Raw genomic sequence first — 16,255 nt, 5'->3', positions numbered from 1 at the left:
CGCATCATGTGCCGGACCGGTATGCGAACTGCCTGGCAAGCCGGCGCAGCCGGACTTCTATAGGCATCCGCAAATGTCGAACCGCCGCCGGGTCCCCCAGTGCGGTCCGTACCGCCTTGAGCGGCGACCGCTGCTTGATGTGCGTAACCAGTGACAGGAATGAGGCAGCCTGGGAGAGGCTCCGGGCACGTCGCGTGAACGCCTTTTTCGCCTCTCCGTCGAGCCAGTAAGCCGCCTCGAAGATGGCATCCGCCCGCTGCATCGCCTCGACGTGATGAAGCTCCAGAACTCTTGAAATGGAGCCGTTTCGCACGTGATAGGCATAGCCTACAGCGGGTTCGACGATGCAGCCGCCGCCCCGCGCGAGCGCGCTGGCGAGCAGGATATAGTCCTCGCCGATGCGCAAATTCTCGTCGTAACGGAGCTCATTTGTCTCGAGATATTCACGCAAGAATATCGGCTTCATGTAACCAAAATTGAACGTCGCCTCGAAGACGACATTGCTGCTGATGAAGTCCGCCAGCGTCAGATTGCCGAGTTTTTCGAGATAGCTTTCGGCGAACATTACTTCGCTTGGCCTGCCGTCGTCGTGAACAACCACGATGTTGTCGACCGCTATCGCCGCGGAGCCAGCATCAGCCCTGCCGATCATTGCCGAAAGCCTGTCGGGCAGGACGGCATCGTCCGAATCGAGCACGGCGACCCAGCGCCCCAGCGCCGCATCGAGGCCAGCGTTGCGCGCTCCACCTGGGCCGCGATTTTTCTCCAGCGCCACGACCCGCACACGCGGATCGGCATAGGCCCGTGCAAGCGCAATCGTCGCGTCGGATGAGCAGTCGTCGACGACGATCACCTCGACGGTGACGCCTTGCTGTGAAAGCGCGCTGTCAATGGCGCGGCCGAGCGTTGCCTCGGCATTGTAGGCGGCGATGACGAAGCTGACGTCAGGCTGCATCCTGACCTCCCTCTTTGCCGTAGAGACGCAGTTCACGTGCGCCGGCCAGCCCGCTCAGCACGCCCAAATGCATCACGCCACGCAACAGGCTGCGGTTGCGGCTGACCGGCTGCAGCGCGGTCAGCCCCGCCGCGGCAAAGCAATAGCCGGCCTTGGCCGAGGCCCGTACGAGCTCACCGAAGCGACCAACGCCACTCCGCTTGGCGCCAAGCAGGCGACCATGCGTCTGCCCGACACGGAAGCGCCGCGTCGTCAGCCAGCGGAACGAGGCGCGAGACGCCGGAACCGGCTCCTCCACCCAGGCCTCCGCGGCATAGCTTATGCGACCACCGGCACCGAACACCTGGTCGAAGAATTCGGTGTCCTCGCCGCCCGACTGGCCGCGCTCCAGGCTGAAGCGGCGGCCGGCGATGCTGGGCGAAACGATCCGGAGCAAGGCATTACAGGTGTAGCCGGTGCGGATCTCACCCCGAACGAACACCGGATAGGTCGAGTGAAAGTCGCCGACCTGCATCCAGCCCGGGGCTCCCGTCCCATAACGCGCCTTGACCGGCCCGAGCACCACCTCGGCACCGGTCGCCTGCGCGGTCTCGACGAGCCGCTTCAGCCACATGCCTGTCGCCTTCTCGTCATCGTCGATGAAGGCGACGAAATCGGCCGAGCTGGCATCCAGGCAAGCGTTGCGGGCAAGCGAGATGTTGCGCGCCGGGCAATGGACGTAGCGAACCTCGAGCGAAAGCTCGTCCGCCAGAACGGAGACCAGTTCCGCAGCACTGGGCACCTCGTCATTGTCGGCCACGACGATGCCGATGCGATACCCCGCGGGTAGGTCCATCGCCGCAAGCGACTGCAACGTGTCGGCCAGTTCGCGCCGCCGGAAGGTGCAGACGCAGATGTCGATGCTGGGCATTTCGGTCATGCTGGGCGCCCTCTTGCCGGCAAGGCAACGAGTTGAAGCCAGAAGCCGAGCGACCAGGCGAAATGCATCACCATCGCCGACACGCCGGCGAGCGCCAGCCCCGGCTTGCCGGCCCGCAAGGCAAGGGCAGCGCCATAGCTCAGACAGATCGCCGCCCAGACGAGGACAGGCACGGCGAAGATCCAGTGAACGACGGCGAGGCTTGCGAGCAGCGCCGTCGGCGCCACCATCAGCGGCACCATCTGGCGGAGCCTTGGGATGACGCGGTGTTTCAGCACGTTCCGCGCCCGTCCCCTGCCATAACCGAGATACTGGTGGAACAGGCCGCCAAGTGAAGCACGCGGAAAATAGGTCATGCGGGTGCGCCCGCTCATCCAGATGCGGTAGCCGGCCTGGCGCAGACGATGGTCGAGCTCGGCATCCTCATTGTGACTGAAGCTCTCGTCATAGCCGCCGACATCGCTGAACGCTGCGATGCGCATCAGCGCGTGATGGCCGTGATCGACCCATTCCCCGGCCGAGCCATGCCTGTGCTTCGACCCACCTGTGCCGAGCTTCGAGTTCTGCGCAGCCGCAGCCGCCTGCTGCACGGTGCCGCGGCCTTCGGTCAGCATCGAAACGACGAGGGAATCGGCGCCCGTCGCCAGCGCTTCCTCGAACAGCCGGTCGCAATAATCGTCGGGATAGCCGCCATGAGCGTCGATGCGGATCAGATAGTCGACGCCACGACCGAAGCGTTCGACGGCCAGGTTCACTGCCGCACTCTGGATACGCGCCGGATTGTCGATCAGCACGACATTGTCGTCTTCGGCAGCAATGCCGGCAACGATGGTCCGGGTCGCATCGCGGCTGCCGCCGTCGGCGACGATGATCATTGCGCCGAGCCGCCGGGCAGAGGGCCGCAGCTGGGCCAGAAGGCCGCCGATATGGCGCTCCTCGTCGAGGCACGGAATGATGATGATGGCGGAGGACGTTTCGGTCATGCGTCTGCTTGTGTTGATTGCGTTGAAGGTCAGGCGGCGATGGCGCCAGGGCTTTCGCCGTTTTGGGCGGCGACCCGTTCGAGCTTCGCCACCAGCGCCCGGCAATCGGCCAGGTCGCAGATCCAGTTTCGCGGATCACGGGCAAGCACTTCGCCGCGCAAGGCGGCGTAACGTTCGCTCGTCATGCCCGAGAGCGCTTCCGCCAGAGCTGATGCCGACGGCTCGGGCAGCATCAGCCCGATATCGAGGCGCTCGAGGAAGCGCGCCGTCTCGGTGCCGGCCATGGCGATCGGCACAGTACCGAATCGGCAGCTTTCATAGAGCCGGTTGGGCAACAGCCATGTCGAGTTCTGACCTTCCTCGAAGAAGTCGATCGCCCAGGCAAAGTCCACCTGCGCATAGATGTCGGCCATGTCCTCGGGATTTCTGTAAGCACCTTTAAACGTCAAATGGGGCTCGGATTCGACGAAACCGTGAAAATCAGGAAACGCCGAAAGTGCCGGCCGGCCGCGCAGCACGATCTCGAATCGCCCTTCCGCCTTGCGGGTGAAAGCGGCCAGAAGCTCGAGCGACCTGCGACAGCGCAGCGCCCCGAACCAGCCGATCGTCCAGGGCTCATCAGCCAGTGCCGACGGCATCGAATCAATACGCGGCTCCAGCTCGAGGAGCTTGTTCTCGACCAGTTCGATGGGGGCATCGATCTGGCCGTACCGTTCGAAATAATGCCTGACGAAAGCCGGCGAGCTGGTCAGCAGCAGGCCGACATTGCGCCCGAAGAGGCGCTCGGCCCCGCGCAGGCCCTTGCCCAGAAAATCCTCGCGCAGCACCAGCCGGTGGATGTCGAGGCACTCGTAGATAACAGGCATCGAGGCGCCGAGGGCCGAACGGGCACGTTGCGCCAACGCCAGCATTTCGAGATTGCGGGCAACAATCACGTCGGGCGCAGCCACCGCCCTCAGCGCAGCGCCGATGCGCGTAGCAGCAACCGCCACCGCCCCCAGACGCTGCGCAAAGCGCCCGTCGCGGGTGTGACCCAGGTCGATCGGCGTCAGGCCCTCGACGTCTTCGCGTTCTTGCGTCCGGCGGAAACCAGCGAGCGTAACGCGCGCGCCACCAGCCTTGAGCATGATGATCCGTCGACGGACTGCCGGGTCGGAAACATCGTGCACCAGGTACAGAACATGCAGCATGAATTCACGCTCGCAGTTTGGCCCACCGACGACGAAGCTAGTGCACCCATTGTTGCGTCGCAACAATTATTGACTGCTCGCACCTCAATTATTGTTGCGCCGCAAAATGGCCCGGTTAGCCTGTACTTATCTTCCCGACGCGACCAATCCGAGGAGGCCAGCGCCCATGAAGACTGTCATCGTCGAAAACACCGTCTGCCTGAACACTGGCGATGCGGCGATCCTGCTGGCCATCCGGCACATCCTCAAAGCGGCCTGTCCGGGCGAGTTGCGCTTCCAGGTATTCGATAGCCAGCCCACGGTAGCGTCGCGGCTTTATCCCACGCAAGCCTATCCCGATATCGAGATCCGCAAGCTGCTGGCCGAATCGATCTTCAAATACCCCTATGACGACAACCGCCTGAAGAACCTAGCCAAGCCGATCTACAACCGCCTCGCCCTGAGTGCGCTGCGCCACTACGGCAAGAGCCGCGCCCTGGACGAGACGATGTTCAGCGCCGAGGACCGTCGCAGCGTCGACATGTACCGCCAAGCCGATCTGGTCGTCACCACAGGCGGCACCTATCTGGTCGAGAACTACAATCTCGAACGCCGCCTCAACCAGTTCCGCATCGACGCGATCTTCGGCAAGGACCCGGTATTCTTCACCCAGTCGCTGGGCCCGTTCGACAAGGACTACAACCGCCGTGAACTGAAGCCGGCCTTCGACCGCAGCCCGTTGATCCTGTTGCGCGACAAACGCTCGCACGGCCATCTCGACGGGCTCGTCGACAATCCCGGCAAATGCCATGTCGTCGCCGATTCGGTGTTTGCACTCGCCGACAAGAAGCGCATCGAAACGCTGCTTGCGGCCGGCACGCCGCCGGCACAGACCGGCCGTGTCGGCATTTCGGTACGACACTGGAACTACGTCAATGACGGCGCCGACGGCATGCACCGCTACATGGCCTCGATCCGCGATATCGCGACGGCACTGGTGCGCGAACACGGCAAGCAGGTGACCTTCGTCTCGACCTGCCAGGGCGTGCCGGAATATGCCCATGACGATTCGAAGACCGCGCGGGCGATCGTCGCCGCACTCGATGCCGACGTCGCAGCCCATGTCGACGTCGACGCCGGCTTCCACACGCCCGAGCAGTTGATGGAGCTGGTCAAGGGCTTCGACTTCGTCGTCGCCACGCGCATGCACATGATGATCATGTCATTGTGCGTCGGCGTGCCCGTGCTGCCGATCGCCTACGAGTTCAAGACCCGTGAGCTCGCCAAGCGTGTCGGCCTTGCTGACCTGCTGCTCGATATCGACACCGTGACACCGGAAGAGGCCGGCCGGAAGCTCGCGGCCTTCGCCGCCGATCTCGACCAACTCCGTACAACGACGCTTGCAGCAGTGTTGGAAGAACACGCTTCGGCCATGTCGGCCGCCGATCTGGTCCGGCCGCTGCTTGCTGCCCCTTCAGCGAATGTTGCGGGCGACAGTCTTCCACGCCTCGACGAGGGCACGGCGCGACTGCGGCACGGCAACCATGAAAGCGAGCGCCACCGCGTAGCTTAGAGCTGCCGCGGTGATCGCCGCCACGACGTTGGATTGCGCGGTGAGTGCGGCCGGCAGGTAGCCGTAGCCGAGCCAGGTCACGGCGGCGGCAATGATCAGCAGCCCCTGCACCATCATGAAGTCGAGCGCCGAGACCGGGCCGGTGCGCCCGAGCATCACCGCCAGCACCGGCAGCCTGAGCACGTAGCCTGAGATGGCATAGGCGGCGGCGACGCCAACAGCACCCCATTTCAGCCCGACGGCGAATGACAGCACCGTTGTCAGCGCCGAATAGACGCCCCAGCGGAACATCGTGCGCGTCTTGCCCTGACAGATGAAGATCCAGCCCGTCGTGCTCGACACCGGCTGCATCAGTCCGGCAATGCCGAGCCAGGCGAAGATCGGCGCCACGCCGAGCCAGCGTTCGCCGAACAGGATCGAAACCACGGGTTCGGCGGCAATCGTCAGCGCCGCGATTCCCGGTACCGTGATGAAGGCAAGCAGCCAGTTGGTGCGCAGATAGAGCTCGCGAAAGCGTGGCTTGTCGTCCTGGATGCGGCTGAGCAACGGCACCATCAGCCGCGACAGCGGCTGGTTGATGTTTTGCAGCGGAAACAAGAGCAGCTTGTAGGCCCTGTCGTAATAGCCGAGCTCGACCGGGCCGGAAAACTTGCCGATCAGGATGTTGTCGAGGTTGCGCGAGAAGAAGTTGACGAGATTGAAGCCGGTGAGATTGGCGCCGAAGGACAGGATCTCGCGCTCCACCTTGATGCTCGGCTTGCCCGGTTTCCAGCGCGTCGCCAGCCACGCGCCGGCGAGCGTCACCACGGCACCAGCCGCAGGCCCGATTACCAGCGACCAGTAGCCAAGCCCGGCATAGGCCGCGGCAATCGCCGCCCCCAAGCCGGCAAGGGCGGTCGCGACGTCGTTGATCGCCAGCTGGCCGAACTGCAAATTGCGGTTCATCAAGGCCAGCGGCAGCGCGGCAAGACTACCGAGCAGGAGCGGCATGGCGGCGGCAAGCGTGATGCCGGTCATCCTGCCATCGCCATAAAATGCCGACACCGCCGGCGACAGGGCGGCGATGACGATCGTGCAGATCAGGCCGGCCAGCGCGCTGATCCAGAACACCTGGTTGAGCTGCTGCCGGCTGATTTCCGGACGCTGGATGACGGCCTGCTGCAGGCCGAGATTCTGGAACAACCCGACAAAGGCGATGATCGGGCCGACGGAGGCGACGAGGCCAAAATCCTCCGGCGCCAGCATCCTGGCCAGGACCACCACGGAAACGAACTGGATGCCGATCTTGATCGCCTGCGCCGCTGCCGTCAGCGCCCCGCCACGTAGCGCAATGCGCCCGAGTTGCTGCGCCTCGGCGGTCATGCTGCAGCCCTTGTCGCGGCAAGCCGGAACAGCGTGTCGGCAAAGGCGTCGTTGAGCCGGCCGGAGTCGAATTCGTCCTCGACCTTGCGTCGTGCCGCGCGCGCCAGCTCCTCGCAGGAGACGGGATTGTCGGCGACCCAGATCAGCTTTTGCGCCAGCACACGGATGTCCCGTTCGGGCGCCAGGAGACCGGTCCTGCCGTCCTCGATCAGCTCGGGAATGCCGGAATGATAGGTGCTGACCACGGTCAACCCCGCAGCCATCGCCTCCATCAGCGCCACGGGGATGCCTTCGAGGTCACCGTCGCCCGCACCGACGCTCGGCAGCACAAAGGCATGCGCCTCGGCAAGCTGTTGCTTGACCTCGCTGTGCGGACGCGGCCCGAGAAAAGCGACACGTTCGGAGATGCCGAGACGTGCCGCCAGTTGTCTCATCGGATCGAGCAATTCGCCGCCGCCGATGATCACATAGGACCAGTCGATGTCGGGTCGGACGGCCTGAACGTCGCCGAGCGCGCGAAGCGCGAACTCGATTCCCTTCTTCTCGGTCAGCCGGCAGACAGAGATCAGCGCCAGCCTGCTGCCGCGACGCTCGCCGGCGCGAAAACCGATCGCATCGGTGTCGACGCCCATGTGGTGCACGGCGACGCTGTCGGCGCGCGCGCCGGCCCCGATCAGCGCATCGCGGAAGAAGCCGTTGACCGGCAGTTGCAACGCGCCTTGGCGGAAGACGACCCCGTAGCGCGACAGCGAGCCGTCATGCATCGGCGCGCCGACATCATGGCCATGGAATATCGTCACCAGGGGTGCTGCGATCCGCCGCTGCTTCATCGCCCTTGCGACCCGCAGTCCGTTGTTGCCGAAATGCGCGACGATGACGTCGTATTTTTCGAGCTTGCCGGCAAAGGCAATGTCGAGCGCCGTCGAGGCCTTGTCCCAAAGCTTGCCCGACCAGCGGCGCAGCGACGGGCGCAGCGGGCCGAGCGCACCCCACCATTGCGCGACGCCACCGGGCAGGTTGCGCCAGCGCGGATCGTCGATGTTGCGCTCCTTGCCGAAGGTCGTCTCATTGCAGATGACGCCGACTTCGATGCCGCGCGCAAGGCAGCCCTCGATCTGGTCGAGCACGAAGGTCTCGGACAGCGACGGGAACTTGTCGACGACGAAACAGACCCTCATCGAACGGCTCTCCAGAACCCTGACGGCATCACCTCAGGCAGCCTTGTTCAGGCCCTGCGTCACGGCCTGCTCGAGCACGCCCATGAAGGTGGCGAACTGCGCGTCGGGGTCGAGTTGCGCGCGTCCGGCAAAGGCGCGCGCGGCCGCCGACTGCCGGTCATACCAGGCCTTGTCCTGCCAGAGCCGACGCACGGTTTCGACCCAGTCGTCGAGCGGCGCATCGTAGTCGAGCACCACGCCGCCCTCGCCAACCGCCTCCGGCAGGCCGCCGCGGCGCGAGCCGATGACCGGAATGCCGCTGCAATGCGCCTCCGAGGCGACACGGCCCCAGGCCTCCTCCCATTTGCTCGGCGCGAGCAGGATCTTCGTCCGGCCATAGACCGTCTTCATGTTGCTGGTTCGGCTTTCGAGCCGGACATTGCCGAGCGGCGCAATCGTCTGCTCGATACGGGCGCGGTGATCGTCGGCCAGCTTCCAGCTTTCGACGAACAGGAACGGAATGTCGGGGCAGCGCCCGGCGATGCGCACCGCAAGCTCAAAACCCTTTTCCTCGTAAGGATTGATCAGCGTGACGAAGTCGCCTGACGTTTCCGTGGCGTAGTGGGCTGGATTGATCGTCGGCGGAATGACAGTCGATTCGATGCCGAAGCGCTGGCCATAGGTGTGCGCGGTGAATTCCGAATTGGCGATGTAGCGCGCCTGTCGCAACTCGCTGAGATCGCCGCCAAGCTCGTGGAATTCGACATTCCGGAGATAGACGACCAGCGGAATGCCCTGGGCCTCCAGCGCTTTCCCGATCGGCACCGACTTGTGGCACTGGACCACGGCGACGTCGGGCTTCAGCTTCTCCACTGCGAAGCCTGCGGCCTCCCATGGAAACCAGGCCCGCACCACGGGATATCCAGGGAAGCTGTCGATGACGGCGCGTTGTCCGGTCAGCTTCATCTTGGCTCTCGCCTTGAAGCCGAACATGCCGTCGCCGAACAGCGCGGCCAGCACCGAGGCCTCGTGGCCATGGGCGCGCAATTGCTCGACCAGGTGATGCGTCGACGACTGAACGCCGCCGCTGAACTCGGGCGTGTAGCCGTTGCCGCCTGCAAACAGAACCTTCATGTCCCTGCTCCGATATCGAATGGTTGACGGCCTCGCGCCTCACCCGGCCTTGCGGCCGATGGAGACGTATTGGAAGCCGTGGCGGGCGACGACCGCCGGGTCATAGAGGTTGCGGCCGTCGAAGATGACGGCGGTCTTGAGCTGGTCGCGGATCAGCTCGAAGGACGGCGCCCTAAAATTCTTCCACTCGGTGGCGATCAAGAGTGCATCGGCGCCGCGCAACGCCGCCTCCTTGGTACCGCACAAGGTGAGGTCGTCGCGCTGGCCATAGATCTGCTGCGCCTCGTTCATCGCCTCGGGATCATAGGCCTGCACCCTGGCGCCGGCTTGCCACAGCGCCTCCATCAGCACCCTCGATGGTGCCTCACGCATGTCGTCGGTGTTGGGCTTGAAGGCCAGACCCCAGAGCGCAAAGGTCTTGCCGGCAAGGTCGCCGTTGAAGTGGCTCTTCAGCTTGTCGAACAGCACCGCCTTCTGGGCATTGTTGCGCGCCTCGACCGAGTGCAGCAGCACAGGCTCGAAACCGACATCGCCGGCGGTGCGGATCAGTGCCCGCACATCCTTGGGGAAACACGAGCCGCCATAGCCGAGCCCCGGATAGATGAAGTGGTAGCCGATACGCGGGTCAGAGCCGATGCCCTTGCGCACCTCCTCGATATCGGCGCCGAGCAGTTCGGCCAGGTTCGCCATTTCGTTCATGAAGCTGATCTTGGTCGCCAGCATGCAGTTGGCGGCGTATTTGGTGAACTCGGCCGAGCGCACGTCCATCACGATCATCTTCTCGTGGTTGCGGTTGAACGGTGCATAGAGCTCGCGCATCACCTCCTCGGCCGCTTCGCTGTCGGTGCCGACGATGATGCGGTCGGGCTTCATGCAGTCGGCGACCGCCGAACCTTCCTTCAAAAACTCCGGGTTGGAGACGACGTCGAAGCTTAGCTCCTCCCGGCCTCTCTGTTTCAAGGCCACCGCAATCGTCTCGCGCACCTTGTCGGCGGTGCCGACCGGCACCGTCGACTTGGTCACCACGATCTTGGCACCCGCCATCTCGCGGCCGATGGCATCGGCCACCGACAGCACATATTTGAGGTCGGCCGAGCCGTCCTCGCCCTGCGGCGTGCCGACCGCAATCATCTGGATCGCGCCATGGCGCACGGCCATCGAAGCGTCCGTCGTGAAGACGATACGCCCCGCCGCGTGGTTCTCGCGCACCAGCGCCTCCAGCCCCGGCTCGAAGATCGGGATGAAACCCTGGTTCAGCCGCTCGACCTTGGCCGCATCGACGTCGACGCAGACGACATCATGACCGACCTCGGCCAGAACAGCCGCCTGAACAAGACCGACATAGCCAATCCCAAATACCGTGAGGTTCATCCAGTCCGTTCCTGTCTGTTGATGATGTCGAAGCGCGGCTGAACCGCGCCTGGGTATCTGCCCGTCATTTCAGGGTGCACGCGACCGAGCCCTCGAACTGGCAAGCTTCGCCCGGGGCGGTGAAGGCGACGCGATCGACCGCCATGCTCACCGGCTTGCCGGGATCGGTGAACTCGCCCATCCATTCGCGCAGCGTGCCGGTGCCCCACAAGCTGAAGAATATCTTCTGCGGGTTGCTCGGCAGCTGGGTAGGATCGGTCACCTCATGCACCAGCTGGCCGTTGACATACCAGCGCAGCCGCCCCTTCTCCCAGACGAAGGCATAGTCGTTGAAACTTTGGTCGGCGCCGCCGGGCACGTCGACAAGCTTCTCGTCATTGGACTTGCCGCCGACATAGGCGTTGACCTGCACCTTCGAGGGATCCTTGGTCAGGACCTCGAAGTCGATCTCGTCATGCGGCTTTTTGTGCACCGGGCCGATATAGGTGAAAAAGGCGGCATTCAGGCCCGAGCCGGTACCTGTCTTCATCCGCGCCTCATAGGTGCCGTAGCCGAAACGTTCCTTGGTCTGCACCTCGCCGCAGGAATAGTCGCGGCTCTTCAATGGCTTCTTCTCGAAGCTCAGGACCAGATTGCCGTCGGCAACCTTGACCTGCTCTTTCGACCAGGTGCAGTTCTGGTGCTTGCCGTTGTCCCAGCCGTCCGAGATGAACCAGCGCGAAGCGCTCAGCGTGTCGAAGGTCTCGACGAAGGACTTGCCGGTGGCCTCCTGCGCCATGGCACCGCCCGACATACCCAGCAGGCCGGCAAGTGTGACCGACACTGCCAACGCAGCGGCACTGCCGAGAGGTCGGCACGCGCTATAGTCCCTAACGTTCGCGTTCATAGGTCATCCTTGTGTCTTCGCGCCTCCCGCCCGGAAACCGCATTGCCACACCGGCCAGAGATGCCCCCAGCCGGACGAAATCCTCCCATCCTCCCTGATGTCAGGCCCTGTCGCCTCGGGCCTAGAACTGGCGCAGGGCCTCCCCTTGCGCCAAACGTGCCGATGATTCCTCGTCGATCTCGCGACCTTCATCGGCAAAAATGTCCAGCGAATGACGAAGCCCGGCGACGAAATCCTTTTGCCGTCCGAGCGCCTCGATCCGTCTCAGACAAGCCTTGAGCGATTCTGTCAGCTGGTCCATCTCACGCGCCCGCAGAACGGAAACCGCTGAATTTTCCATGGCTTCGACAAGGAAAGCAGCATTGGCCGAGACCGCCTCGTAGCGGTTGCGGATGCCGGTTCGTTCCGCCTCGATGCCGGCGGCGAGTTCGTCCAGAGCCCGTGACAGCTGGCCGAAGCGCGCCTCGTCGGTCTGCCGGTCGCGGTCGGGGCTGCGGGTGCGGAATGCGAAGATCGATGCCATGCGCCCTACCCCGCCTTCGCGGCCGAACCGGCCATCAGGTAACGTGGACGTGCAGCGCCACTTTCCATCGCCGACGGATTGCCACGGCGCAGCAGCTCGAGCTTGTCGAATGCCACCCCTTTGGTCACGGCCGACAGGTTCGTCGGCGAGGCGAAGGCAAAGCCCATGGCACCGGAAAGCCCGCCACTGGCCTTGAGATCGAGGAAATGTCGCAGCCGATATTTGTCGCGCACATGCCGCTCATGGCGGCGCAGGACATGTCGCTGTCCGGCTGTCAGACCGGCAAGCGCCAGAAGGTCGAGATCGGCATCGGCCAGCCGCCTCAGGTCCTCGGTACGATGCTGGCCGCTCAGCGAATTGGACCGGACCACCGCGCAATAGCCGCAGGAGCGGATCAGCTTGAAGCAGGCACCGAAAGCCAGGGCCCGGGCATATAGCGCATAATCCTCGCCGAGGCGCAGCTGCTCGTCATAATGCAGGCCGTACTCTGTGAGCATGGCGCGCCGCATCACCGGCTTGAGAAAACCCAGCTCGCCGCGCCGGGCGCCGCGCCGGGAAATGTTGCCGGCGACGAAGCCGACAAGGTCGAGCTCGGTCGGATCGGCTGCGAACTGCTCGATACTGCCCGACAGCACGTCGCGCACCGAGGCGTGTTCGGCAAAGACGATGTTGTCGGCGACGAGATCCCAGTCATCGCCGGCCACGAGTTTCGCGAACCGGCCCGGCAGGAAAAAATCATCGGCGTCGAGGATGCTGATCAGCGGCGCCCTGGAGTGGCGTATTGCCATGTTGCGGGCAAAGGACGGGCCGCGATTGACGTCGAGCCGCAGCACCAGCAGCCTGCCGCTGCCGTCATCGGCGGCGCGCGCCACCGCCTCGGTCGCATCGGTCGAAGCGTCGTCCACGACGACCACCTCGGCCACCTCCGGCTCCAGCTGAGCGGAGGCAATGGCCGTCGTGATCGTTTCGGCTGCGTTGCGCGCAGCAATGATGACACAGACGTCGGTTCCGCTCACGTCGGTTGCCTTTCGTCATAGCCCGCCGACGCAAGAGCTATATTGCACCTGCTAACAAGGGAACCCCAACTTTTGTTACGGCGGTTCACGGGAGGCGCTACGGGCACCGGCAGCCAACATCGGCAAGCCGCGGCTTTCCAAGGGCTGCAGGCAGCTTCGTCCGATCACATATGACGGTTTCATCACACCGAGGCCGCCAGGGCCGCCTTCGGATTGGCAGCGTCGCGTCTTGCTTACATATACGGGCAGGACCGCAGCGATTCTGCCGGAACAGGCGGCCGCGCACGCCGATCTTGTCGGTCTAGTGAGCGCTGCCTTTCGGGGTCAGGTCGTCGGCTGGAACAGTGGCGGTACCTTCAGCCGCGGTCTTCGACTTGCCTGTTTCCACCGGTTTCGGTCCGGCGCGCGCCACCATTGCCAGCACGACGAGAAAGTATCCGACCTGAAGAACAACCGCGCATATCACCGCGCGCAGCAAGATCGTGCCCCAGCCGGCAGCATCCATGTAGGACCACAGCGCCACGACAGCGATGACCATCGCCATGCCGAACACGAATTTGGGTAAAGTCATGTCAGCTGATCGTCAGGCCGGAGGAATCGGCACTGATTTCGTCGCCATGTTGCTTGCAACTCCCCTTGCCCTGAAAGCTTCCGCCCGTGTCCGTTCCTTCGTTTTATTTTGATGCCTGCGCGGCCCCAGCCGGTCGGCGCGAAGAACGTCATTCCACTATATTGGCCCGCCCAACTGTCAGCAAGCGGAGCCTCTTGGAGAGCGAGTCTAGACGGCAAAGATGAATGCTGCATTGCACCGTCCGGCGATGCCCCAAGTCGAAACGATTTTTGCCTTTGATGGCGTTATTTCAGAAATTTTGACGATATCAGCCGCCTGAAACAATATGCTCGTATCTCGTGACGCACTTTGTTCGACTAAACAGCAGCACGACGAAGATATAATTTCAGGCATTTCCACCTGATGGACCGGATTGATTCTGCATACGCATTAATCTTGAGGACACAAAACTGTCGCAATGGACTCTTTTTGTGCAGGCCATGCACGGTTCTTGGACATCTACTGGCGCAAATATTTCACACGTCAAAAAAACGTGTGTTGCGGCGCAGCATACCAATCCTATCCTGACACGGGGCGATTCTGGGGCGATTTATCGACCAATTGGAGTTGCAGCATGAGGGATCTAGCCAAGTCGAGCAGCTTGGAGCTTCCACATATGGCCGCCGACCTTCCTCCGCTCGGTGGCGTGGCCAAGCGCGGATTCGACATCGTCGGTGCCGGTCTCGGCATCGTCGCGCTGAGCCCGTTGTTCCTGCTCATCGCACTACTGGTGAAAGTCTCCGACGGCGGCTCGGTCTTCTACGGCCATCGCCGCATCGGCCGGGGCGGCCGTATCTTCCAGTGCCTCAAGTTTCGCACCATGGTTCGAGACGGCGATTCAGTTCTGGCCGCTCATCTGCGCAACGATCCTGAGGCGCGGGCCGAGTGGGAGGGAACGCGCAAACTCAAGGACGACCCGCGCGTGACCCGCGTCGGCACCGTGCTGCGCAAGCTCAGCCTCGACGAGCTGCCGCAGATCATCAACATCCTGCTCGGCGACATGAGCATCGTCGGCCCGCGCCCGGTGGTCCGCGACGAGCTCGAATATTACGGCAAGGCCGTCGTCTTCTACCTCAAGTCCCGGCCGGGTCTCACAGGACTGTGGCAGGTCAGCGGCCGCAACGACGTCTCTTACGACAGCCGCGTGGCCTTCGATCGTCACTATGTCGAGAACTGGTCGCTCGTCGAAGATATCCGCATCATCCTGAAGACGGTTCCGGCCGTCTGCATGTCGCGCGGCAGCTACTGATCCTGCCGCAATCGGGCTGCGCCGACGCGCGCGGCCACTCCCAGCCGCGCATCCCCGGAGATGTCGCGGCACAGGAATGGACGATACCGTTGAACACCATCAGCACTCCCAAGCGCGCAAAGCGCCTGCTCGGCATGGGCGGCGCGCTCTGTCTTGCCCTCGCTTTCGCGACAACCCTGGCCGCAGCCGAGGACTATAAGCTCGGCACCCAGGACAAGCTGACAATCCGCGTCGTCGAATGGCAGACCGTCGAAGGCGCCTTCCGCGACTGGTCCTCGGTCAGCGGCGACTACACGGTCGGCCCCTCCGGCAAGCTGTCGCTGCCGTTCGTCGGTGAGACCGAAGCCGCGGGCAAGACGACGGCCGAGATCGCCGAGACCATCGGCAAGACCCTGCAGGACAAGTTCGGCCTGTCCGATCGCCCCGAGGCTTCGGTCGAGGTCGCGCAGTTCCGCCCGTTCTACATCTCCGGCGACATCCAGAGCCCCGGCCAATATGCCTATGCGCCCGACCTCACCGTGCTCAAGGCGGTCAGCATCGCTGGCGGCATGCGTCGCGGCGCCGACGGCGCCCGCACCGAGCGCGACCTCATCAACGCCGAAGGCAGCCACGCCGTGCTGTCCGACGAGCAGCTCCGCCTGATGGTGACGCAGGCGCGCATAGACGCCGAACTCACCGGCAAGACCGAATTCGCCGCCCCAAAGGACATCGCCTCCTTGCCTGGGGTGGACGGCATGGTCGCCAACGAGACCGCCATCATGGCTTCGCGCCAGAAGAAGCTCACGCTCCGGCTGCAGGCGCTCGACAACCTCAAGGGCCTACTCGAAAGCGAGATCGTCTCGCTCGGCCAGAAGGCCGAGACGCAGAAACGCCAGGTCGAACTCGCCAGAAAGGAACTCAGCGGCATCGACACGCTGGCGCAGAAGGGGCTCGTCGTGAACACACGCGTGCTGTCGACCGAACGTTCGATCGCCGAGATGGAAGGCAAGATCCTCGACCTCGAGACCGCCACGCTGCGCGCCAAGCAGGACGTCAGCAAGGCCGAGCAGGAAGCGATCGATCTCAGGAACGACGCCGAATCCGAACTCGCCGTCGAGCGCCAGAAGACTGTCGGCGATCTCAATGCTGTGACGCTCAAGCTCGGCATGCAGAAGGGCCTGATCGCTGAAGCCGGCGGCACGGCGTCTGCGGCAGCCGGCATCGAGCACCCGACGTCCTTTGTCCTCGTCCGCAAGGGCAGCGATGGCAAGAGCAAGGAAATCACGGCTGCCGAAGACACGTCCATCCTGCCCGGCGACGTGATCAAGGTCGTGCGGTCGGGTAGCCCGCTCGTCCAGTAGCTGATCGG

Annotated in this window: 15 protein-coding genes; 3 read left to right on the top strand and 12 right to left on the bottom strand. The window is 63.8% G+C overall.

What is annotated here, in order from left to right; all coding sequences use genetic code 11:
• Positions 1 to 4: 4 nt before the first annotated feature.
• The 4 genes from IG197_RS16015 to IG197_RS16000 are packed head-to-tail and all read right to left on the bottom strand — an operon-like array spanning position 5 to position 4,047.
• A complete protein-coding gene (locus IG197_RS16015; protein WP_192313267.1) occupies positions 5 to 955 on the bottom strand; it encodes a glycosyltransferase family 2 protein in 951 nt (316 codons plus the stop codon).
• Entirely contained in the window at positions 945 to 1,874 is a 930-nt protein-coding gene (locus IG197_RS16010) for a glycosyltransferase family 2 protein (protein WP_305865875.1), read from the bottom strand. Before IG197_RS16010 ends, IG197_RS16015 begins: the two co-directional genes overlap by 11 nt.
• A complete protein-coding gene (locus IG197_RS16005; RefSeq protein WP_192313264.1) occupies positions 1,871 to 2,857 on the bottom strand; it encodes a glycosyltransferase family 2 protein in 987 nt (328 codons plus the stop codon). The genes IG197_RS16010 and IG197_RS16005 overlap by 4 nt, the downstream gene beginning before the upstream one ends.
• A 29-nt stretch (positions 2,858 to 2,886) precedes the next feature.
• The gene (locus IG197_RS16000; protein WP_192313261.1) at positions 2,887 to 4,047 is read right to left on the bottom strand and encodes a glycosyl transferase family 1; all 1,161 of its coding nucleotides are present in this window, start codon (positions 4,045 to 4,047) and stop codon (positions 2,887 to 2,889) included.
• A gap of 166 nt (positions 4,048 to 4,213) precedes the next feature.
• On the opposite strand from IG197_RS16000, the gene IG197_RS15995 reads away from it, so the two are divergent.
• Positions 4,214 to 5,599 (top strand): polysaccharide pyruvyl transferase family protein, encoded by a 1,386-nt coding sequence (locus tag IG197_RS15995; RefSeq protein ID WP_192313258.1) that lies wholly within the window; start codon positions 4,214 to 4,216, stop codon positions 5,597 to 5,599.
• Here the strand turns inward: IG197_RS15995 and IG197_RS15990 are convergent.
• From IG197_RS15990 to IG197_RS15955, 8 genes are all read right to left on the bottom strand, one after another.
• Entirely contained in the window at positions 5,501 to 6,961 is a 1,461-nt protein-coding gene (locus tag IG197_RS15990; RefSeq protein WP_115730241.1) for a lipopolysaccharide biosynthesis protein, read from the bottom strand. The genes IG197_RS15995 and IG197_RS15990 overlap by 99 nt on opposite strands.
• A complete protein-coding gene (locus IG197_RS15985; RefSeq protein WP_192313255.1) occupies positions 6,958 to 8,139 on the bottom strand; it encodes a glycosyltransferase in 1,182 nt (393 codons plus the stop codon). Before IG197_RS15985 ends, IG197_RS15990 begins: the two co-directional genes overlap by 4 nt.
• Before the next feature lie 33 nt (positions 8,140 to 8,172).
• Complete coding sequence (locus IG197_RS15980; RefSeq protein WP_115730239.1) at positions 8,173 to 9,252, bottom strand: glycosyltransferase; 1,080 nt, start codon at positions 9,250 to 9,252, stop codon at positions 8,173 to 8,175.
• 39 nt (positions 9,253 to 9,291) lie between these two features.
• A complete protein-coding gene (locus tag IG197_RS15975) occupies positions 9,292 to 10,623 on the bottom strand; it encodes a UDP-glucose/GDP-mannose dehydrogenase family protein (RefSeq protein ID WP_192313252.1) in 1,332 nt (443 codons plus the stop codon).
• Positions 10,624 to 10,687: 64 nt separating this feature from the next.
• Positions 10,688 to 11,509 carry a glycoside hydrolase family 16 protein gene (locus IG197_RS15970; RefSeq protein ID WP_192313247.1) on the bottom strand — a complete coding sequence of 274 codons (822 nt, stop codon included), beginning with the start codon at positions 11,507 to 11,509 and terminating at the stop codon, positions 10,688 to 10,690.
• A 121-nt stretch (positions 11,510 to 11,630) separates the two neighbouring features.
• Positions 11,631 to 12,032, bottom strand: a complete 402-nt coding sequence (locus tag IG197_RS15965) for a hypothetical protein (RefSeq protein ID WP_192313244.1) — start codon at positions 12,030 to 12,032, stop codon at positions 11,631 to 11,633.
• A 5-nt stretch (positions 12,033 to 12,037) separates the two neighbouring features.
• Entirely contained in the window at positions 12,038 to 13,048 is a 1,011-nt protein-coding gene (locus tag IG197_RS15960; RefSeq protein WP_192313242.1) for a glycosyltransferase family 2 protein, read from the bottom strand.
• A 301-nt stretch (positions 13,049 to 13,349) separates the two neighbouring features.
• Entirely contained in the window at positions 13,350 to 13,619 is a 270-nt protein-coding gene (locus IG197_RS15955; RefSeq protein ID WP_067956186.1) for an exopolysaccharide production repressor protein, read from the bottom strand.
• Between the two features lie 613 nt (positions 13,620 to 14,232).
• Here IG197_RS15955 and IG197_RS15950 point away from each other — a divergent pair.
• Together IG197_RS15950 and IG197_RS15945 are read left to right on the top strand one after the other, a co-directional pair.
• Positions 14,233 to 14,907, top strand: coding sequence for a sugar transferase (locus IG197_RS15950; protein ID WP_192313238.1), 675 nt, complete (start codon positions 14,233 to 14,235; stop codon positions 14,905 to 14,907).
• Between the two features lie 89 nt (positions 14,908 to 14,996).
• Positions 14,997 to 16,247, top strand: coding sequence for a polysaccharide biosynthesis/export family protein (locus IG197_RS15945; RefSeq protein WP_371746463.1), 1,251 nt, complete (start codon positions 14,997 to 14,999; stop codon positions 16,245 to 16,247).
• Positions 16,248 to 16,255: the final 8 nt, after the last annotated feature.

This window comes from Aminobacter sp. SR38 (genome assembly GCF_014843375.1).
In the GTDB taxonomy this organism is placed as follows: domain Bacteria; phylum Pseudomonadota; class Alphaproteobacteria; order Rhizobiales; family Rhizobiaceae; genus Aminobacter; species Aminobacter ciceronei.
This window is presented reverse-complemented; position numbering and strand designations above follow the sequence as displayed.

Bases quoted from the DNA above. Each gene is read 5' to 3' on its own strand.
- IG197_RS15990 (WP_115730241.1), bottom strand. From the start codon at position 6,961: ATGACCGCCGAGGCGCAGCAACTCGGGCGCATTGCGCTACGTGGCGGG.
- IG197_RS15950 (WP_192313238.1), top strand. From the start codon at position 14,233: ATGAGGGATCTAGCCAAGTCGAGCAGCTTGGAGCTTCCACATATGGCC.
- IG197_RS15975 (WP_192313252.1), bottom strand. From the start codon at position 10,623: ATGAACCTCACGGTATTTGGGATTGGCTATGTCGGTCTTGTTCAGGCG.
- IG197_RS16015 (WP_192313267.1), bottom strand. From the start codon at position 955: ATGCAGCCTGACGTCAGCTTCGTCATCGCCGCCTACAATGCCGAGGCA.
- IG197_RS15970 (WP_192313247.1), bottom strand. From the start codon at position 11,509: ATGAACGCGAACGTTAGGGACTATAGCGCGTGCCGACCTCTCGGCAGT.
- IG197_RS15985 (WP_192313255.1), bottom strand. From the start codon at position 8,139: ATGAGGGTCTGTTTCGTCGTCGACAAGTTCCCGTCGCTGTCCGAGACC.
- IG197_RS15980 (WP_115730239.1), bottom strand. From the start codon at position 9,252: ATGAAGGTTCTGTTTGCAGGCGGCAACGGCTACACGCCCGAGTTCAGC.
- IG197_RS16005 (WP_192313264.1), bottom strand. From the start codon at position 2,857: ATGACCGAAACGTCCTCCGCCATCATCATCATTCCGTGCCTCGACGAG.
- IG197_RS15965 (WP_192313244.1), bottom strand. From the start codon at position 12,032: ATGGCATCGATCTTCGCATTCCGCACCCGCAGCCCCGACCGCGACCGG.
- IG197_RS16010 (WP_305865875.1), bottom strand. From the start codon at position 1,874: ATGACCGAAATGCCCAGCATCGACATCTGCGTCTGCACCTTCCGGCGG.
- IG197_RS15955 (WP_067956186.1), bottom strand. From the start codon at position 13,619: ATGACTTTACCCAAATTCGTGTTCGGCATGGCGATGGTCATCGCTGTC.
- IG197_RS16000 (WP_192313261.1), bottom strand. From the start codon at position 4,047: ATGCTGCATGTTCTGTACCTGGTGCACGATGTTTCCGACCCGGCAGTC.
- IG197_RS15995 (WP_192313258.1), top strand. From the start codon at position 4,214: ATGAAGACTGTCATCGTCGAAAACACCGTCTGCCTGAACACTGGCGAT.